Raw genomic sequence first — 15,079 nt, 5'->3', positions numbered from 1 at the left:
CCGCGCCGAAACCACGGCCGGCGACGGCTGGCGGACGCCGGTCAGCGAGCCGTCAGTCGACCGGTCGGTACAATCGGCTGATCGCCTTCCACCGCCCGGTGTTGAACCGGTGGTACGTCACGAGCGCGGGGACGAGCGTCTCGGCGACGAGCGCGAGACAGATCCCGGCGACGCCGAGTGGGGTCACGGCCCCGAGGTAGGCGGCCGGGAGGGCGAAGACGTACAGCCCGAGCGCCTGCCCGTACAGCGGCCACCGCGTGTCTCCGCTCGCCAGGAGCGGTCCCGACGCGCTCCCGGTCACGCCGTAGAAGACGACGCTCACGCAGGCCGTGTGGATGAAGTCGTCCACGAACGGGAGCGCGCCCGGATCGTCGACGGGCGTCGGCTGGATGAGGGGCGACAGGGCGACGACGACGAGCGCCGTGAGCAGGTAGACGACGAGCGCGAAGCGGAACACGTCGCGCGCGTACCCCTCTGCCGTGCGCTCGGCGCCGGCGCCGAGCGCACGCCCGACGAGGCTGCTCGAAGCCAGGCTGAACCCCCAGCCGGGCGTGTCCATCAGCGCCCGGACGCGCTGGGCGACGACGAACGCGGCGGCGACGTTCGGTCCGAACAGCCCGACGATCGCGAGAAGCGGGATCTGTCCGCCGGTCCGCGCGGCGTTCGTCAGGGCGACCGGCGCCCCGATTTCGACGAGCTGCCGCATCAGCCGGCGGTCCAGGTACGGGCCGGTGACGGTGAGCGTGATCGGGAACTGTCCGACGTAGGGAAGCTCCCCCGTGATGAACCCCCAGGCGAACGCGACGGTCACCGCGACGCTCGCCAACACCGTCCCCGCCGCCGCACCTCCGACGCCGAATCCGAGCCCGAAGATGAGCGCGGCGGTGATGACGATGTTCACGAGCGCCCCGCCCGCGCGAAGCACCATCGGAGACCGCGCGTCGCCCGCGCCCACGAGCGTCCGACTCGCGATCAGGTTCAGGATGGCGAAGGGGATCCCGAAGCTCAGGATCCGGAGGTACGTCGCCCCGTAGGCGATCGTCTGCGGGTCGGAGGTGACGATCGAGAGCAGGGGACGCGGGAACACCCAGACGAGCGCGGCGAACGGGAACGTGACGACGCCCGCGACGAGCGCGCTCATCTTCACCGCCGCGTCGAGATCGTCGTACCGTTCTGCGCCGTAGCGCGCCGCGACGAGACCGACGGCGCTGTCGGCGATCCCCTCCCCGATAGCGAACGCGATCCCCCAGAGGGGGGAGGCGAAGCCGACGCCGGCGATCGCCGCCGGTCCGAACGCGACCCCGACCATCGCGATGTCGACCGCCGACTTCGACACGCGCGCGAGTCCGGTGACGATGCGCGGCCACGCCAGCCGCGTCGTGTGGCAGACGCGCCGCCGGTTGATGAGACGCAGACGCGCCAGGACGCAGCCGACGGTCAGCAGCGCCCACCGTATCGGATTGTGTGATTTCGCTCGCACAAGACTGACTGGCCGTTCGACAGGTGCGCTTATATCCTTTCGGGTAGAAAGTAGAGGAAATTAATGAATTACTGAAAATTGAAAGAGATATTAGATTCGGGCGCGATTCGTTTTTAGACGGTGAAATACAGATGAGAGCGTCATTCTTGGGTTCGAGAAATAGTTTCATTACTATTGGTTTCATCCGATATGAGAGTTTGATGGCGGTGGAAGAGGACGACGGCGAACGACACAACCTCCGATCAGTGTCCTGATCCGAAGTGTTCACCTCGTAGATACGTTTATGAGGCCGGGAACCCGAACGACGGCGCATGGTCCCCGACATCCCGTTCACGCGCCGGAACCTCCTCGTCGGCACCGGAGTCGGTCTCGGCGTCGGTTCCCTCGGCACCGGCCTGTACGCGCCGACGTGGCTTCCGGACCCCGTGACGGACGCCCTCCTGAGTATCTACCCCGAACCGCCCGCTCACGCCTGGCGTCCGGCGATGTCCGACGCGCACGCCGACAAGGCGGTCGCCCTCCTCGAAGAGACGGTCCAGCGAGCGACAGCCCTTCGAAGACGAGTCGACGTGGGCTCCCTCCCTGAGGACCTCGCGTTCCACCTCGACCGTAGCGACCCCTCCGGCGGCTGGTTGCAGTCGGCGAGAGACGAGTCCGATCCGTGGGAGCGGCTGTTCGCCGCGACGTACGGGATGCAGTTTGCCGGCGAGGCCGTCGGCTACGCGAAGGTCGCGCTGGACGAGACGGACCCGGAGGCGCTCGTCGAACGCGGCGACCGGCTCCGGACGGCGGCGGACGGCGTTCTCGATTCCCTGGGGAACTACCGCATCTCCGACCCGGCCCGAGACCTCGCGCACCTCTGGTTTGCGGAGCGCGAACTCTCGCTCGCACGGTTGGACTCGCACCGTTCGGGGACGTACACCGGCGGCGCCGACGACCCGGACGAATACTCCGAACGCGACGTGGCGGCCACGTGGGGATCGCACGTTCAAGCCGAACAGCGGCTCCGGAACGCCCGCTACCACCGCGACCTGTACCGCGAGAATCTCGGCGACGGCGCCCGCCCCCACGCGAACGCGCTGGACGACGCGCTGGTCGCGCTCACGGACGCGGTGAACGAGTTCCCGACGCGCGACGAACTCCGAAGGAAGATCGACGAGGAACTCGAACTCGCACAGGAGACCCCGTATGGGGCGGCCCGGTGGGAACTCCTGACGCTCTGTTACGACGACAGCTTCCGGTTCGGGTTCGAGGAGGGCGGCTATCGACGGGGGCACACCGTCCAGCGCGTCGTCGAGGTCGCTCGGGCGCTCCTCGCGCGCCGGGCGCACGCGTTCGCGCTCTCGGAGCTCGGCGTGTCGCCGGACGACGCGGACTACGATTCCGGCCGCGCGTTCCGCGAGAAGCGGCGCGCCGTTCGAACGTTCCGAGCGGTTCGGGCGGAGCACGATTCGCCGCTCGCCGGCGTCCTCGCGCAGGAAGCGTCCGACCGGATCCGGGCGGGCGACGTCGGCGTCGGAAGCGGTCGGAGTCGGGAAGACGGGCCAGCGTGGCGAGACCGCGTGGAGGCCGCGACGTACTACCTCGTCGGTACCGGCCAGATGCGGGAACTCGGGGGCGTGCTCGGCGCGATACTCGGCGGTTCGCAGTAACGCGACGGAACGACGCGGTCTTTTCGACGTTCCGGCCGCCGCGAGCGGGCAGACCGATATCATCGGCCGCACCCGTCTCACTCGCCGATTCGGAGCGCGGCCGGCTCAGAAGTCGGTGCCGGAGGGGAACGAGTTGCGTGACTGCCGGAATCGGGTAGGATGCGACGGCCGCCAATCGATATAGCGATATAGAATACATCCGCCGCCGACGCGACGAGGTGCCGGACGACCATTGGAGAACGGTACAAGGAACTCAGTCGAAGAGCGAGTAGATGTTCGCCTCGTACGTCTCGCGCACGTTGTCACCCCAGTTGTGGGTGTACGTGTCGATGATGTCCTCGGCGACGTCCCCGCGAAGGTACTTCACGATCCCCCGATCGCCCGTTCGATCCCGGAGGTGGGTCGTGAAGAAGTGCCGGAAGTAGTGCGGCGTCACGTTCTCCTCCGCGCCGCCGCCCGTGCGGTACCAGCCGAACTCGCGGGCGTAGCCCTCGACGGCGTGCCTGACCGACTCGGGGGTGAGGCGCTCTCCCCACCCGTCGCGGGTGGCGACGAACAGCGGTTCGGCCGGCGACGCGGCGTCGGGACGGACGGCCAGCCAGCGGACGAGCGCGCGCTTGAGCTCCGCGTCGACGGGGATCACCGTCGCCCGCTTTCGCTTGTTCGAGGCCGTCCGGCGTTCCCCGTTGACGACCGCGCCGCGCGTCGGGTCCGGCGAGACGTACAGGGAGTCGGGGCGGCCGTCGAGCTGCGGATGGCGGCCGAGCGCGACCGCCGGGGCGACGCCGCCGTCGGGGCCGTACGCCCGTTCGACGCGCTCGTCGGCGAGTCGGACGTCCCGCAGGTCGAGGTTACACAGCTCGCCGACCCGCATCCCCGTCTTGAGGAGCGTCACGACGACGGCGCGGTCCAGCGGATGGGGGATTTCGGCGACGAACGCGCGCATCGACGGCACGTCGATCTCCCGACGCGTCGGATCCTTGTTGATCGACTCGTCCATCTCCTCCATCACGAGCGCCATCGGATTCGAGTCGAACACGCCGACCTGCGTCATGTAGGCGTAAAACCGGTGGAGGTACGCGGCGTAGGTGGCGATCGTGCTCTCCGCGACGGCGCCGCGGAGCGAGTGGATCCACGCCATGCAGTCGCGGTGGGTCGCCTCCCCGGGGGCGACGGACCGGCCGGCCGGATTGCGCTCCGCGTCCGCGAGGAACGCCTCGAACCGACGGAGCACCCGCTCGTAGAACGCGCGCGTTCGCTCCGTCTTCCCGTGGTAGGTGAGGTCCTCGATGAAGTACGCGACTGGATCGTCCGGGTCGTCGGGCGCGGCCGCGTTAGTTGCCATCGGTCCGAACGTACCCCCCGTCGCGGCCGCTGTACCGAAGCCGGTTTTCGTCCTGGAGCCGGGAGAGCGCCTCGTCCAGCCGATCTTCGAGGTCTCCCGAGAGCGCGTCGACCAACTCGTCCCACGAGAGCGCTCCGCGTTCGGAGAGGATCGCGAGAACCCGGTCTTCGAGTCCCTCACCCCCAGGGGTTGCGTGCTCAGAACGGCCCTCCGCGGGGTCGAGCTCGAATCCCCGTCTCCCCGCCTGCACCATCGTCCTGAGAAACTCGCTCTGGCTCATGTCGAGTCGGTCGGCGTGCTCCTTCCACGCCGCCTTCTGATACGTCGGCACGTACGTTTTGACCGCGGTCAGTTCCGTCTCGTCCGCGTCGGCCATGGTGACTGTCTCTCGGGCGAGGATTATCAAACTATGCCTACGAGCCCGGATAAGTAACCTTATACCTCCTCGTGGGACCATCTCTCGGCGCGGAATAGTAGAATATGCCGGAATTTAGCACTGTAAATTCGCCAGTATAGGCATAGGATTTCGGATAAAAATTCGCCGTCGCTCGTGCGTCCGGCTCGCTCGTTCCCGGTTCGGAACGAGCCACGGTCGGCGACGAGAGAGGGGAAACTCGACCGAGCGATAGATGACAGTTTTCGGCCAATCGGTTCGACCCCAATCGTCCACCGTAGCGGACGGTTCGGCGCGGCGAACTTGTTCGCCGCGCGCCGTTGTGGCGCCGTACCGCCGCCGTACCGCCGCCGCGATTACCCGTCCGCGGAAGGGCTGCGCCAACGAACGGTGAACCGAGAGATCGGAGGCGAAGCGGGAGGGGCCAGGTGAACGGTCACGACGGTCCGGGTACGTGTGGGGCGAAGTCCACGCGCGACCGGGAGTTTTCAGGCGCGACGAATCGCGGGCGACGAGAGCGCTGAAGGGGTCGGCGTGAAGTGGTAGACGATCTCGCGCGCCGGAAAACGGCCGACGCGGGCCGTTGACCGCCGAAGGGTCGCGTCGGGACTCTCCGACATCGGTTTGCGCCGACGGACGGACGGTTCGTGCGAGCAGTCGGCGTGTTGCGCCGAACGAACCGCGTCGCGCCGAGGGCGGGAACGTTGCCGACGTCTGGAGCGGGGCGTTCGAAACGACTCTCCCGCTGCGGCGCCGTTCGAATCGTCGACGCGCTCCCCTCGCGTCGAGAGCGGCCGGAAGTCCGCGGCGGAACCGAGCGGGGCGAGAGAGGAGACGCTGGTCCCCGCCCTCCATCGTCGATCGAAACCAAAATCGAGTGTCGGAAGGGTGTCTTCGACTCGCCGGTGTTCGACAGACCCCTCTCGTTACGACCGACTCGCGGGGGTTCGTCGGCGTCCGCGACCGTCCCCGTCGGATCTCGGCGCTGGAATCGGGGGCGTATCGCGTTCCGGTGACGACGGATGAATCTCATATCGCTATATCCATACCGGTCCCCTCGGCCGTCCTGGCCTGACTGTGTACCGTTCTACGAGCCGATAGTTTGCTAACGTTATCGGATTCGCGGATTAGCGGGTTAGGCGTTCAGGCTCGAAGAGGTGGTAACTGGCCAGCACCCAAGTCTGTACATTCTCGGGATTCACTTCCTCGCGCTCGCCGCGTCGAGGGCGAACTCGCGGTGATTCTTGTGCCAGTCGGACACGCCCTCGATTTCGTGGTACTTCAGCGCCTCGCCTTCGTGGGAGAGCCGCAGTTCACCGCCGACGCGCTCGCAGAGGTACGACACGGCTATCTGTCCGTGCGGGCCGAACGTCGCGCCGGGCGGCAGGTGGTACACGTCGACGAGCGCTCTCGTTTCCACCGTCAGCCCCGTCTCCTCCCTGGTTTCCCTGACGGTCGTCTCCCGGGGGGATTCGCCCGGCTCGACCCACCCGCAGGGGAGGCACCACTTCCCGTCGTCCGCGCGCTTCATCAGCAGGATTCGGCCCTCGTCGTCGAAGATCGCCGCTTCCGCGCCCACCTTCGGCGTGACGTGACCCAGTTCGGCGGCGAACCGCCGTCTGACCTCGTCCGGCGGCACGGAGAGCGCTTCGCCGTAGTACGTACAGACCAGCTCCAGTATTCGTTCGTACCGCTCCTCGTCGTACGGATTGTCGGCGTACCGGAGCCCGTTCGTCGCCAGGATCCGGAGTTCGTCGAGCAGGGGAAGAGCGTCGAGCGACACGGTGGATGCACCTCCCCCGCGCCACATAACTCTCCCGCCGGAGTTCGACCGAACGGGGGCGAAACGGGGTGAATCGGCGTGGATCGGCGCGGATCGGGGCGGGCCAGAGGGTCAGCGCGAGTCAGACCTCGATCGCCGTCTCCAGCGGTTGGCGGGTGAGAAGCGACTTCAGCCGCTCCGTCGCCTGACCCGTCTCGGCGGCGTTCTCCATCAACACGGTTTCGCTCGGGAACAGGTGCTCGCCGAGCACCATCCCGTGTTCCCGCGCGGTCGACCCCGTCACCGTGAGGTAGACGCCGAGCCCCGTCTGGGCGATGGCGGCTTCCTCCTCCGCGCCGGCCGGCGGGTAGGTGAACTCGATCCCGTCGAGGGCTTCCGTTCCGAGCACCGCCTCGACCAGCCGCTCGTACCGCGGCGAGATGCAGAGCTCGCCCTCGTAGTCGGCGACGAAGTCGCGACAGAGGTCGCTTCCGGGCGGCAGGATCTCGGGGGTGGCCATCAGCGTGTGGTAGACGGTGTCGCCGAGGCCGGTGACGACCCGGACGTCGGTGTCGCGGGGGTCGATCCGGGCGTTGACGTCGCCCAGGCCGCCGATTCCGTCGGGGCGGAGCGAGACGACCTCCTCCAGGACGAGGTCGGCGCTGTCGAAACCGAGGGCGAACTCGTGGGTGCGGAGCGCGCGGAACGGCTCCTCGCGCCCGACGAGGCGGACGTCGACGCCGTCGACGGAGATTTCGACGCTGTCGAAGACGATGCGCCGGGGTTTGCCGTCGCGGTCGTCGCGGAGCAGCGTGTACTCCGGCGCGGTCGGATCCGACAGGTCGCTGTAGTCGGCGAGCCGCTCGTAGACGTCCCGATCGGGACGCTGTCGTCCCTTGGTGACGGCCTTCTCGTAGCGGAGGGTCGAGGAGATGTCGTCTGCGAGGTCGTGGACGCCCGCGCCCGTGGCGAGGCGTTCGAGGACCGCTTCGAGTGGACGCCCCTTGCGGGGCACGGCGACGCAGACCGTCTGGGTCATTACCGGACCGAGGGCGTCCGACGCTAAACCGATTGCGCTTTCCGCAGTTTCGCGGGCCGGAGCGCGTCGTTCGGTAGCAATTCGCGATCTTCGTTCGGGTCCGACGACCGCGCGTGACGGTCGGCGTGCGGCCGTCCGAGCCACCCGCTCCGGCCCGGTCCCCCGAACCGAGACTCCCGATCAGGCACCCCCGAACAGGTTTCCGAGGCTCGACCGGAACTCGCGGAACTCCTCGAGTTCCCCCTCGATCGCGTCGAGCTCCTCGCGGACTCTCTCTCCCTCTTCGCGGGTCGCCGCGAGTTCCTCGCGGACCGTGGCCTGTTCGTCCCGGATCGCCGCGAGTTCCTCGCGGAGGTCCTCGTTCGCGCCGACGAGATCGGCGTCGAGGTCGGCGATGTCCGCGCGCACGTCTCCCATCTCGTCGTCGAGCCGCTCGAACGCCTCCGCGTTCGTCTCGGTCGCGGCCTCCAGGGTCGCCACTTCGCCGTCGAGCCGTTCGACCTCCTCCCGGACGTCGCCGTCGCCGAGTTCGGCGGAGAGGCCGTCCACCGTCGCCGCCAGGGCCTCGACGCGCTCGCGCAGGTCGGCGATCGCCTCCGCGCCGGTCCCCTCCTCGTCGAGGAACTCCGCGAGCGCGTCGCTGTACGCCTCCAGGTCGTCCATCTTCGACTGGAGGTGTCGGATGCGGGCGTCGACGCTGGCGGGAACGCGCTCGGGCGGGGACGAACCGTCGGCGTCGACGTCCCCCGCGTCGAGTTCGCGCTTCAAGAGCGCGAGGTCGGCGGCGTCGACCCGATCCTCGCGGATCTCCGCCGCGAGCGCGGCGGCGATCCCGCCGGACGCGTCGGCCTCGTCGGCACCGCGGGAAGTGACGGCCGGTACCGCGTCCGTGGAGAGCTCGCGTGGCGTGGGGGTCTCGCCCCCCGACGCCTCGCCGCCCTCGGCCGAGGTGTCGACCGGCGACTCGGCCTCGTCGGCCGGGGTTTCGAGCACGAGTTCCTCGACGTCCGAGCCGTCGTCGGAATCGACGTCGACGGACGGGTCCGTCTCGCTGACGCCGCCGGCCTCGTCGGTTCCGACGTCGCCATCCGTCCCGGCATCGCCATCCGTCGCAGCATCGCCGTCCGTCCCGACGTCGGCGTCTACACCGGCGTCGACGCCCGCGAGCGGATCGTCGAGCGGCAGTTCGATCGGGTCCGCGTCGGCGGATCCGCCGTCGTCAGTCACGTCCGAGGGGTCGTCGTCAGTCGCGTCCGGGGCGCCGTCGAGCGAGTCGGCCGCCCCGAGCGGATCCGCCGCGTCCGCGCGGTTCGCGGCGTCGGAGTCGGTCGAATCGCTGAGGCCGGGGATCGCGGACGCCGCGGCGGGTGAGCCGTCTCGGTCGCCGGCGAGCGCCTCCCTGACGACCTGCGTTCGATCCTCGCCGAGGACGTCCTCGACCGATTCGGCCCCGTCGACCCCCTCGCTGGCCCCGTCGTCGACGATTCGTTCGACGGACGGCTCGCCGAGAAACGACGCGCCCTCGGCCGGGTCGTCGAGGCGGACGCCGTAAACCGTCCGCACCGACTCGCCGGGTTCGAGCGTGCGGCTGTACTCGACGCGGTGGTCCGTGTACGCCGTCCAGTTGTCGTTCTCGAAGTCGGGGTGAAAGCCCACGTGCTCCATCGGGAACGACTCGGGGATCGCGTCGGTCACGCGGACGTCGACCGGCTCCGATCGCTCCGAGCGGATCGTGAACGCGACCGCCGGCACGGGGAACTCGTCCGCGACGAACGTCTTCTCCACCGTCACCCCTTCGTCGGAGACGGTGACCACCTCGTCCGGGTCAGGGCCCTGACTCATGGGGAACACATCCCGCACTCACTACATAAATCAAACGGACGATATAACCAGAATTTTGAACTGTCGTAGAATTTACCCTACAGGTCCACCCTGTCACCGATCTCGACGATTTCGAGCGCCCTGGGGTACTCGTAGCTCCGTGCGTGGTTGTGGAGGGCCTTCGGGTCGGCTGTCATTCCCTTCCACATGTCCCAGTGGCTGGGGAGCAGGCGGTCGAGTTCGAGGTCGCTCGCCGCCTTCACGATCTCGTTCTCCGTCGAGTACCACTTCGTCCGGACCGGGTCGCCGGTTTCCTTGTCCGGAATGTTGCCGATCGCTCCGAACGCCAGCACGCCGAGGTCGATGTCGTAGCGGTCGCCGAGCCTCTCGAACTCCGCCGCGGGCTTCGTGTCCCCGCCGTGGAAGAACGTCCCGGACTCGTGCTCTACGACGTAGCTCACGGGGTGCGTCGAATCGGGGTCGTGCGCCGGCTCGACGCGGACGGTGAACTCGCCGATCTCGACGGCGTCGCCCTCCTCGACCTCCTCGAACTGGTCGTCCGTCACGTCCCAGTTTTCGGTCCAGCGTTCCTCCTCGCGCGCGACCGCGAGGCTGTCGTCCGGCGCGTAGAACGTCGCGCCGGTGTTCGCCAGGATCGGCGCCTGGCTGGGACCGTGAGTGTGGTCCACGTGCTCGTGCGTCGCCAGGATCGCGTCGGCCACCTCGACGTCCTCGGGATCGAACGGGACCGGAACCATCCGGACGGTCCGCGGCGGGTCGCCGGTGCCGACGTAGGGGTCGAAGAAGAGCGTCGTGCCCTCCCCGCCCTTGAGTACGAAACCGTTGCAGCCGAGATACCAGATCGCGACGGTGTCCGGGTCGGCGTCTTCGACGGCGCGCGGGAGCCAGTCGCCCCAGTCACTGACTGTCATACCACCCCGTGCGCGCGCGGACGGTCTAAACGTTGTGGAGTCGGCCGGCGCTGCGGGACTGCGGGGGCGGATAGACGCCACCCGTAATGAGCAGGCAGAACATAGACCCTCCTCGCCGCCGTGGCGTGTGACACTATGGGAGGGAGCCGCAGCGACAGTCCGAGCGCGGACTACGCGGAGATGTTACGGTTCATCCGACTGGCGACGCCGAGGCCGAAAGGGCGGCTGACCGGCGGTTTCGGCGTTTCGAAGCGCCGGTAGGGACCGACGCGTCGGAGGGAGAGCGTCGTCGGTGGGGGAAGAGTCGTCGGTGGGGGGAGAATGTCGACCGAGGGGGCGTCGAGTCGGGCGAGGAGCGGTCGAACGGGAACGTCCGCTCCCGACTCCACGCGCTTTTTTCCGTCCCGGAACCATCGATGGGACATGGACGACGAACTCCGACGGGTAGCGGGCGCGCTCGCGGCGGCCGACACGGCCGTCGCGTTCACCGGCGCGGGGGTGAGCACCGCCTCGGGCGTCCCGAGCTTCCGGGGCGAGGACGGGATCTGGCGGACGGAGTTCGACCCGGACGATTTCCGGGTCGGTCGGTTCGAAGCGGATCCGTCGGGCTTCTGGCGCGACCGGCTGCGGCTCCACGAGGCGATGTTCCCGGGCGAGGTCGAGCCGAACGCCGCCCACGAGGCGCTGGCGCGGCTCGAAGACGAAGGCCACCTCGACGCCGTCGTCACGCAGAACACCGACGGACTGCACGCCGCCGCGGGGAGCGAGCGCGTCCTCGAACTGCACGGGAGCAACGCGCGCGTCGTCTGTCGCGGCTGCGGAAGCCGCGAGGACGCCGAGCCGATCCGCGAACGCGTCCGCGATGGGGAGCTCCCGCCGCGCTGCGAGTGCGGGGGCGTCTACAAGCCCGACGTGGTGCTGTTCGGCGAGATGCTCCCGGAGGGGGTGCTCGCCGAGGCGCGGCGGCTCGCGGCCGACAGCGACGTGTTCCTCGCCGTCGGATCGTCGCTCACCGTCGAGCCCGCCGCGTCGCTGCCTAGGCTCGCCGCCGCGGACGGAACGCTCGTGCTCGTCAATCTGGAGGAGACGCCCTGCAGCGACCGTGCCGACTTCGAGTTCCGCGCGGACGCGACCGAGGTCCTGCCCGCGCTTTCTGCGGAGCTCCGCGGTTGACGGACGAGGGTGCTCCGCGAGGAATCGAAGACGGCCGGCGCGACGGGCTGACGGCGGGGGTCCGCCGTCCCTCAGAAGTCTTCGACCAGCCGGCCGAGGTCGTCGACGGGGATGATCTCCATCGTCTGGGTGTCGAACCCGTACCGCCCGAGCGCGACGGAGATTTTGAACGCTTGATCCCGATTCTCGGCCTCGAACAGCACCAGGAAGTCGCGCTCGCCGAGGATCGCGTACGCGTCGACGAGCTCTCCCCCGAGTTCCTCGACGTCGGCCCGTATGTCGCCCCAGACGCTCGCGAGGTCCTGCACGTTCTGGAAGGCGGACTCGTGAACGTCGATCAGCGCCGAGTACGTGCCCATGGGTCGGCCTAGCGGGCACACTTCAAAAGCCGTTGCGGCTGTCGCGGGTGAGTTTCGCGCGCGCAAAACTATAACCCGTCCGTCCGTGGGTGCGGCCATGCCGACGGACCAGTTCAGCGTGGCGGGACAGACCGCCGTGGTTACAGGCGCATCCAGCGGGATCGGCAGAGCCATCGCCGAGCGGTTCGCCGCCGACGGCGCGGACGTCGCGATCTGCTCCCGTGAGCAGGAGAACGTCGATCCCGTCGCCGACGGGATAACCGACGACGGGAGCGGCGGCCGCGCGCTCGCCGTCGAGTGCGACGTGCGCGACCGCGACGCGGTCGAGGCGCTCGTCGAGGCGACCGTCGAGGAGTTCGGCGGCGTCGACGCGCTCGTGAACAACGCGGGCGCGTCGTTCATGGCCTCCTTCGAGGACATCTCGCCGAATGGCTGGGAGACGATCGTCGACAGCAACCTCACCGGCACCTACCACTGCACGCAGGTCGCCGGCGAACGCATGCGAGAGAGCGGCGGCGGGACCGTCGTCAACCTCGCGAGCGTCGCCGGCCAGCGGGGGTCGCCGTACATGAGCCACTACGGGGCGGCCAAGGCGGGGATCATCAACCTCACGACGAGCCTCGCCTACGAGTGGGCCGACAGCGGCGTCCGGGTCAACTGCATCGCGCCGGGGTTCGTCGCCACGCCCGGGGTCGAACAGCAGATGGGCGTCACCGCCGACGAGGTCGACCGCGACGAGGTGAAGCGTCGGATCGGGACGAGCGAGGAGATCGCCGATGTCGCGCAGTTCCTCGCCAGCCCCGCCTCGTCGTACGTCGTGGGCGAAACCATCACGGCCCAGGGCGTCCCGCGGGCGATGGAATCGCCCGACGCGTGAGCGGAGCCGTCGGGCTGGTCGGCGGCGATCTCCCGGAGCCGAAACGGTTGTCTCCCGTGGACCGCGAGAGGCGGGTATGCGCGTGAGCGTCATCGGCGGCGGCGGCGTTCGGGGAGAGGTGACGGAGACGGCCGCGGCGGTCGGCCGGTTGCTCGGCGAGCACGGTCACACGGTCGTCTGCGGGGGTCTCGGCGGAGTGATGGAGGCGGCCTGTCGCGGGGCGAAGGAGGCCGGCGGCGAGACCGTCGGCATCCTCCCGGGCGAGGATCCCGCGGCCGCGAACCGCTACGTCGACACGGCGATCGCCACCGGGCTGGGCCACGCGCGGAACGCCCTCGTCGTCATGAACGGCGACGCGGTCGTCGCGATCGACGGCGCGGCGGGGACGCTCTCGGAGATCGGCTTCGCGGGCGTGTTCGATCGGCCGGTCGCGGGGATCGGGACGCACGACGCGGCGGGCGTCGAGGCTGTCGAGACGCCCGAGGAGGCGGTCGAGTACGTGGAGTCGGCCCGTCGCTGACCGGCGGCGGACGCGGGAAGCGAGGCGGATCGTCCGGCGGCGATCCGGGACCGTCGTCTCCGAAATACGCTTCCCTTCTTTGAAGAAGGAGTGACCGACGTCCGACTTGAAGAGCCGAACGGCGTTCGTCCGGCGTTCGGGGTGGGCGAACCGTACGTCGTCGAGTACGAGGGCGAGCGATACCGGATCGAGGCGGAGGTTCTGGGCGGGTAGCGGGACCGGGAGAACAAAACGGGGCGATCAGGTACGCCCTCTCCTACCAGGTGCCGTGGAACGTGTCGAACGACAGCGAGTCGAGCGGTTCGTCGCCGACGGCGATCCGGTACTCCCCCGGCGTCAGCATCGGCTTGCGGAAGCGCGGGCCGTCGTCGGTCGTGATGCGCGGACACCCGGTGTTGACGAACGCGTCCATGTCGAAGTTCAGGAGGCGGTCGGGGGTCACCTCGTCCATCGTGATGAGGTAGGCGTTCTCGTTGTCGTCGAGGATCTCCTGGGCGACCTCCCACCGGCCCTGGCCGATCTTGGTGCAGAAGATGACGCCCCACTTCTCGGCGTCCATCGCCCGGTGGACCGCGGCGTAGCGCTGCTTCATGAACTTCTCCGTGTCCGCCACCGTGACGACGTTGTTGACCGGGTCGGCGATGACGACCGTCTTCTCGGGGTGTTCCATCGCGAGGCCGAGCGGGTGGAACTTCCCGCCGCCCACGTAGAGGATCTGGTCGGCGTCGACGTCGGCGCTGGCGTAGTTGCAGCCGAGCACCTGTCCCTCGTGGGTGAGCCGGTCGTCGCCCCTGCGGGTGTGGACGGCGAACCCGCGCTCTTCCAGCCAGTCGTACATCTCCTCGAAGCGGTTCATGTGCTGAGCCGTCGTCACGAGCCCCACGTCACCCTCCTCCAGTTCGTCCAGCGCCTCCTCCATGATCGGGAAGGGGTCGACGTTCGAGAACAGCGGGACGTAGATGATCTTGTCCGACTCCTTCATCGGCGAGTGACCGAAGTGGACGAACACGTCCGTCCGTCGCATCAGGTACGTGTCGAGGTCGCACGCGCCGTAGCAGGGCTGCCCGGAGAGCATGAACGTCACGTCGTCGCCGACGAGCGCGCGGAGGTCGTCCGCGACGGCCGGGCCCCGGCGCTTCAGCCCCTCGGGGAACTGGAGGCCGACCTTCTTCGCGTCGCGCTCCTCGATCGCCTCGACGATCCGCTCCAGCTCGTAGTCCCACTCCCGGTCGTGCTTGAGGGCCATCCCCGTCTTCCGGAGATCCCCCTCAGAATAGGCGTCCTGACTCATTGGCTCGTCTTTGCGGGTCAGGACGTTTAACAGGCGCGCTTCCGAGGGGCTCCTCGGGGCGGCGGCCTCTCGCACCGCCGGTCGGCGACTTCTCGCGCCGGGTGTGCGTCCGGGTCGCACGGAGGGCGCCGGCTTATCGCCGCGGCCGTCGTACGGACCGACATGTCCGACGAACCGCTCGCCTGTCCGGACTGCGGGGCCGAAATCGGGTCGAAAGGGGACCTCGAACCGGGGGAAACGGTGCGAGAACTGACGTTCGAGGAGCCGTCGTCCGCCGGCGACCGCCCGAGGGTCGTACTCGGCGCGGGCCAGCGGAACCTCTGGCTGTGCAAGAACTGCGGGAAGGTGCTCGGCGTCGGCTGAGTAGCTAATTCTGCGGTAGTACCACCGAGTGGAAACAGTTTTCACGGCCCGTCGCGCATCACCGCGCGTGA

General features: G+C 68.8%; 15 protein-coding genes. 6 read left to right on the top strand and 9 right to left on the bottom strand.

Annotated elements, in window-relative coordinates; all coding sequences use genetic code 11:
• Nucleotides 1–52 precede the first annotated feature (52 nt).
• A complete protein-coding gene (locus CNO20_RS16965) occupies nucleotides 53–1,480 on the bottom strand; it encodes an MATE family efflux transporter (RefSeq protein WP_101297310.1) in 1,428 nt (475 codons plus the stop codon).
• A gap of 311 nt (nucleotides 1,481–1,791) precedes the next feature.
• Between CNO20_RS16965 and CNO20_RS16960 the strand changes: the two genes are divergently transcribed.
• Nucleotides 1,792–3,132 carry a transcriptional initiation protein Tat gene (locus tag CNO20_RS16960; protein WP_101297309.1) on the top strand — a complete coding sequence of 447 codons (1,341 nt, stop codon included), beginning with the start codon at nucleotides 1,792–1,794 and terminating at the stop codon, nucleotides 3,130–3,132.
• Nucleotides 3,133–3,385: 253 nt separating this feature from the next.
• Here the strand turns inward: CNO20_RS16960 and CNO20_RS16955 are convergent, their stop codons facing one another.
• The 6 genes from CNO20_RS16955 to CNO20_RS16930 form a co-directional block, all read right to left on the bottom strand.
• Complete coding sequence (locus CNO20_RS16955; RefSeq protein ID WP_101297308.1) at nucleotides 3,386–4,477, bottom strand: tyrosine-type recombinase/integrase; 1,092 nt, start codon at nucleotides 4,475–4,477, stop codon at nucleotides 3,386–3,388.
• Nucleotides 4,467–4,853, bottom strand: a complete 387-nt coding sequence (locus CNO20_RS16950) for a DUF5805 domain-containing protein (RefSeq protein ID WP_101297307.1) — start codon at nucleotides 4,851–4,853, stop codon at nucleotides 4,467–4,469. The genes CNO20_RS16955 and CNO20_RS16950 overlap by 11 nt, the downstream gene beginning before the upstream one ends.
• Before the next feature lie 1,216 nt (nucleotides 4,854–6,069).
• Complete coding sequence (locus tag CNO20_RS16945; protein WP_199174900.1) at nucleotides 6,070–6,654, bottom strand: NUDIX hydrolase N-terminal domain-containing protein; 585 nt, start codon at nucleotides 6,652–6,654, stop codon at nucleotides 6,070–6,072.
• 121 nt (nucleotides 6,655–6,775) lie between these two features.
• On the bottom strand, nucleotides 6,776–7,672 hold the full coding sequence (locus CNO20_RS16940) for a phosphoribosyltransferase HisG-related protein (RefSeq protein ID WP_101297305.1): 897 nt from the start codon (nucleotides 7,670–7,672) through the stop codon (nucleotides 6,776–6,778).
• A gap of 180 nt (nucleotides 7,673–7,852) precedes the next feature.
• Complete coding sequence (locus tag CNO20_RS16935) at nucleotides 7,853–9,514, bottom strand: AAA family ATPase (RefSeq protein ID WP_101297304.1); 1,662 nt, start codon at nucleotides 9,512–9,514, stop codon at nucleotides 7,853–7,855.
• Between the two features lie 77 nt (nucleotides 9,515–9,591).
• Nucleotides 9,592–10,425: an MBL fold metallo-hydrolase gene (locus CNO20_RS16930; protein ID WP_101297303.1), complete on the bottom strand. Its 834-nt coding sequence runs from the start codon at nucleotides 10,423–10,425 to the stop codon at nucleotides 9,592–9,594.
• 423 nt (nucleotides 10,426–10,848) lie between these two features.
• Between CNO20_RS16930 and CNO20_RS16925 the strand changes: the two genes are divergently transcribed.
• Nucleotides 10,849–11,598, top strand: a complete 750-nt coding sequence (locus CNO20_RS16925) for an SIR2 family NAD-dependent protein deacylase (protein ID WP_101297302.1) — start codon at nucleotides 10,849–10,851, stop codon at nucleotides 11,596–11,598.
• A gap of 71 nt (nucleotides 11,599–11,669) precedes the next feature.
• Here CNO20_RS16925 and CNO20_RS16920 read toward each other — a convergent pair whose 3' ends face one another.
• Complete coding sequence (locus CNO20_RS16920; RefSeq protein WP_101297301.1) at nucleotides 11,670–11,957, bottom strand: GYD domain-containing protein; 288 nt, start codon at nucleotides 11,955–11,957, stop codon at nucleotides 11,670–11,672.
• Nucleotides 11,958–12,054: 97 nt separating this feature from the next.
• Here CNO20_RS16920 and CNO20_RS16915 point away from each other — a divergent pair, with 97 nt between their 5' ends.
• From CNO20_RS16915 to CNO20_RS24140, 3 genes are all read left to right on the top strand, one after another.
• Nucleotides 12,055–12,834, top strand: coding sequence for an SDR family NAD(P)-dependent oxidoreductase (locus CNO20_RS16915; RefSeq protein WP_101297300.1), 780 nt, complete (start codon nucleotides 12,055–12,057; stop codon nucleotides 12,832–12,834).
• Nucleotides 12,835–12,910: 76 nt separating this feature from the next.
• Nucleotides 12,911–13,354 (top strand): TIGR00725 family protein, encoded by a 444-nt coding sequence (locus CNO20_RS16910; protein WP_101297299.1) that lies wholly within the window; start codon nucleotides 12,911–12,913, stop codon nucleotides 13,352–13,354.
• Nucleotides 13,355–13,444: 90 nt separating this feature from the next.
• A complete protein-coding gene (locus CNO20_RS24140) occupies nucleotides 13,445–13,567 on the top strand; it encodes a hypothetical protein (RefSeq protein ID WP_269844154.1) in 123 nt (40 codons plus the stop codon).
• 43 nt (nucleotides 13,568–13,610) lie between these two features.
• Here the strand turns inward: CNO20_RS24140 and dph2 are convergent, their stop codons facing one another.
• Nucleotides 13,611–14,645 carry a diphthamide biosynthesis enzyme Dph2 gene (gene dph2 / locus CNO20_RS16905; protein WP_101297298.1) on the bottom strand — a complete coding sequence of 345 codons (1,035 nt, stop codon included), beginning with the start codon at nucleotides 14,643–14,645 and terminating at the stop codon, nucleotides 13,611–13,613.
• 162 nt (nucleotides 14,646–14,807) lie between these two features.
• Between dph2 and CNO20_RS16900 the strand changes: the two genes are divergently transcribed.
• Entirely contained in the window at nucleotides 14,808–15,008 is a 201-nt protein-coding gene (locus CNO20_RS16900; protein ID WP_101297297.1) for a hypothetical protein, read from the top strand.
• The last annotated feature ends 71 nt before the right edge of the window (nucleotides 15,009–15,079 follow it).

The sequence above is a fragment of the Halegenticoccus soli genome (genome assembly GCF_002844195.1).
Lineage (GTDB): Archaea > Halobacteriota > Halobacteria > Halobacteriales > Haloferacaceae > Halegenticoccus > Halegenticoccus soli.
The sequence above is the reverse complement of the archived record's forward strand: the minus strand, read 5'-3'. Positions and strand labels throughout refer to the sequence as shown.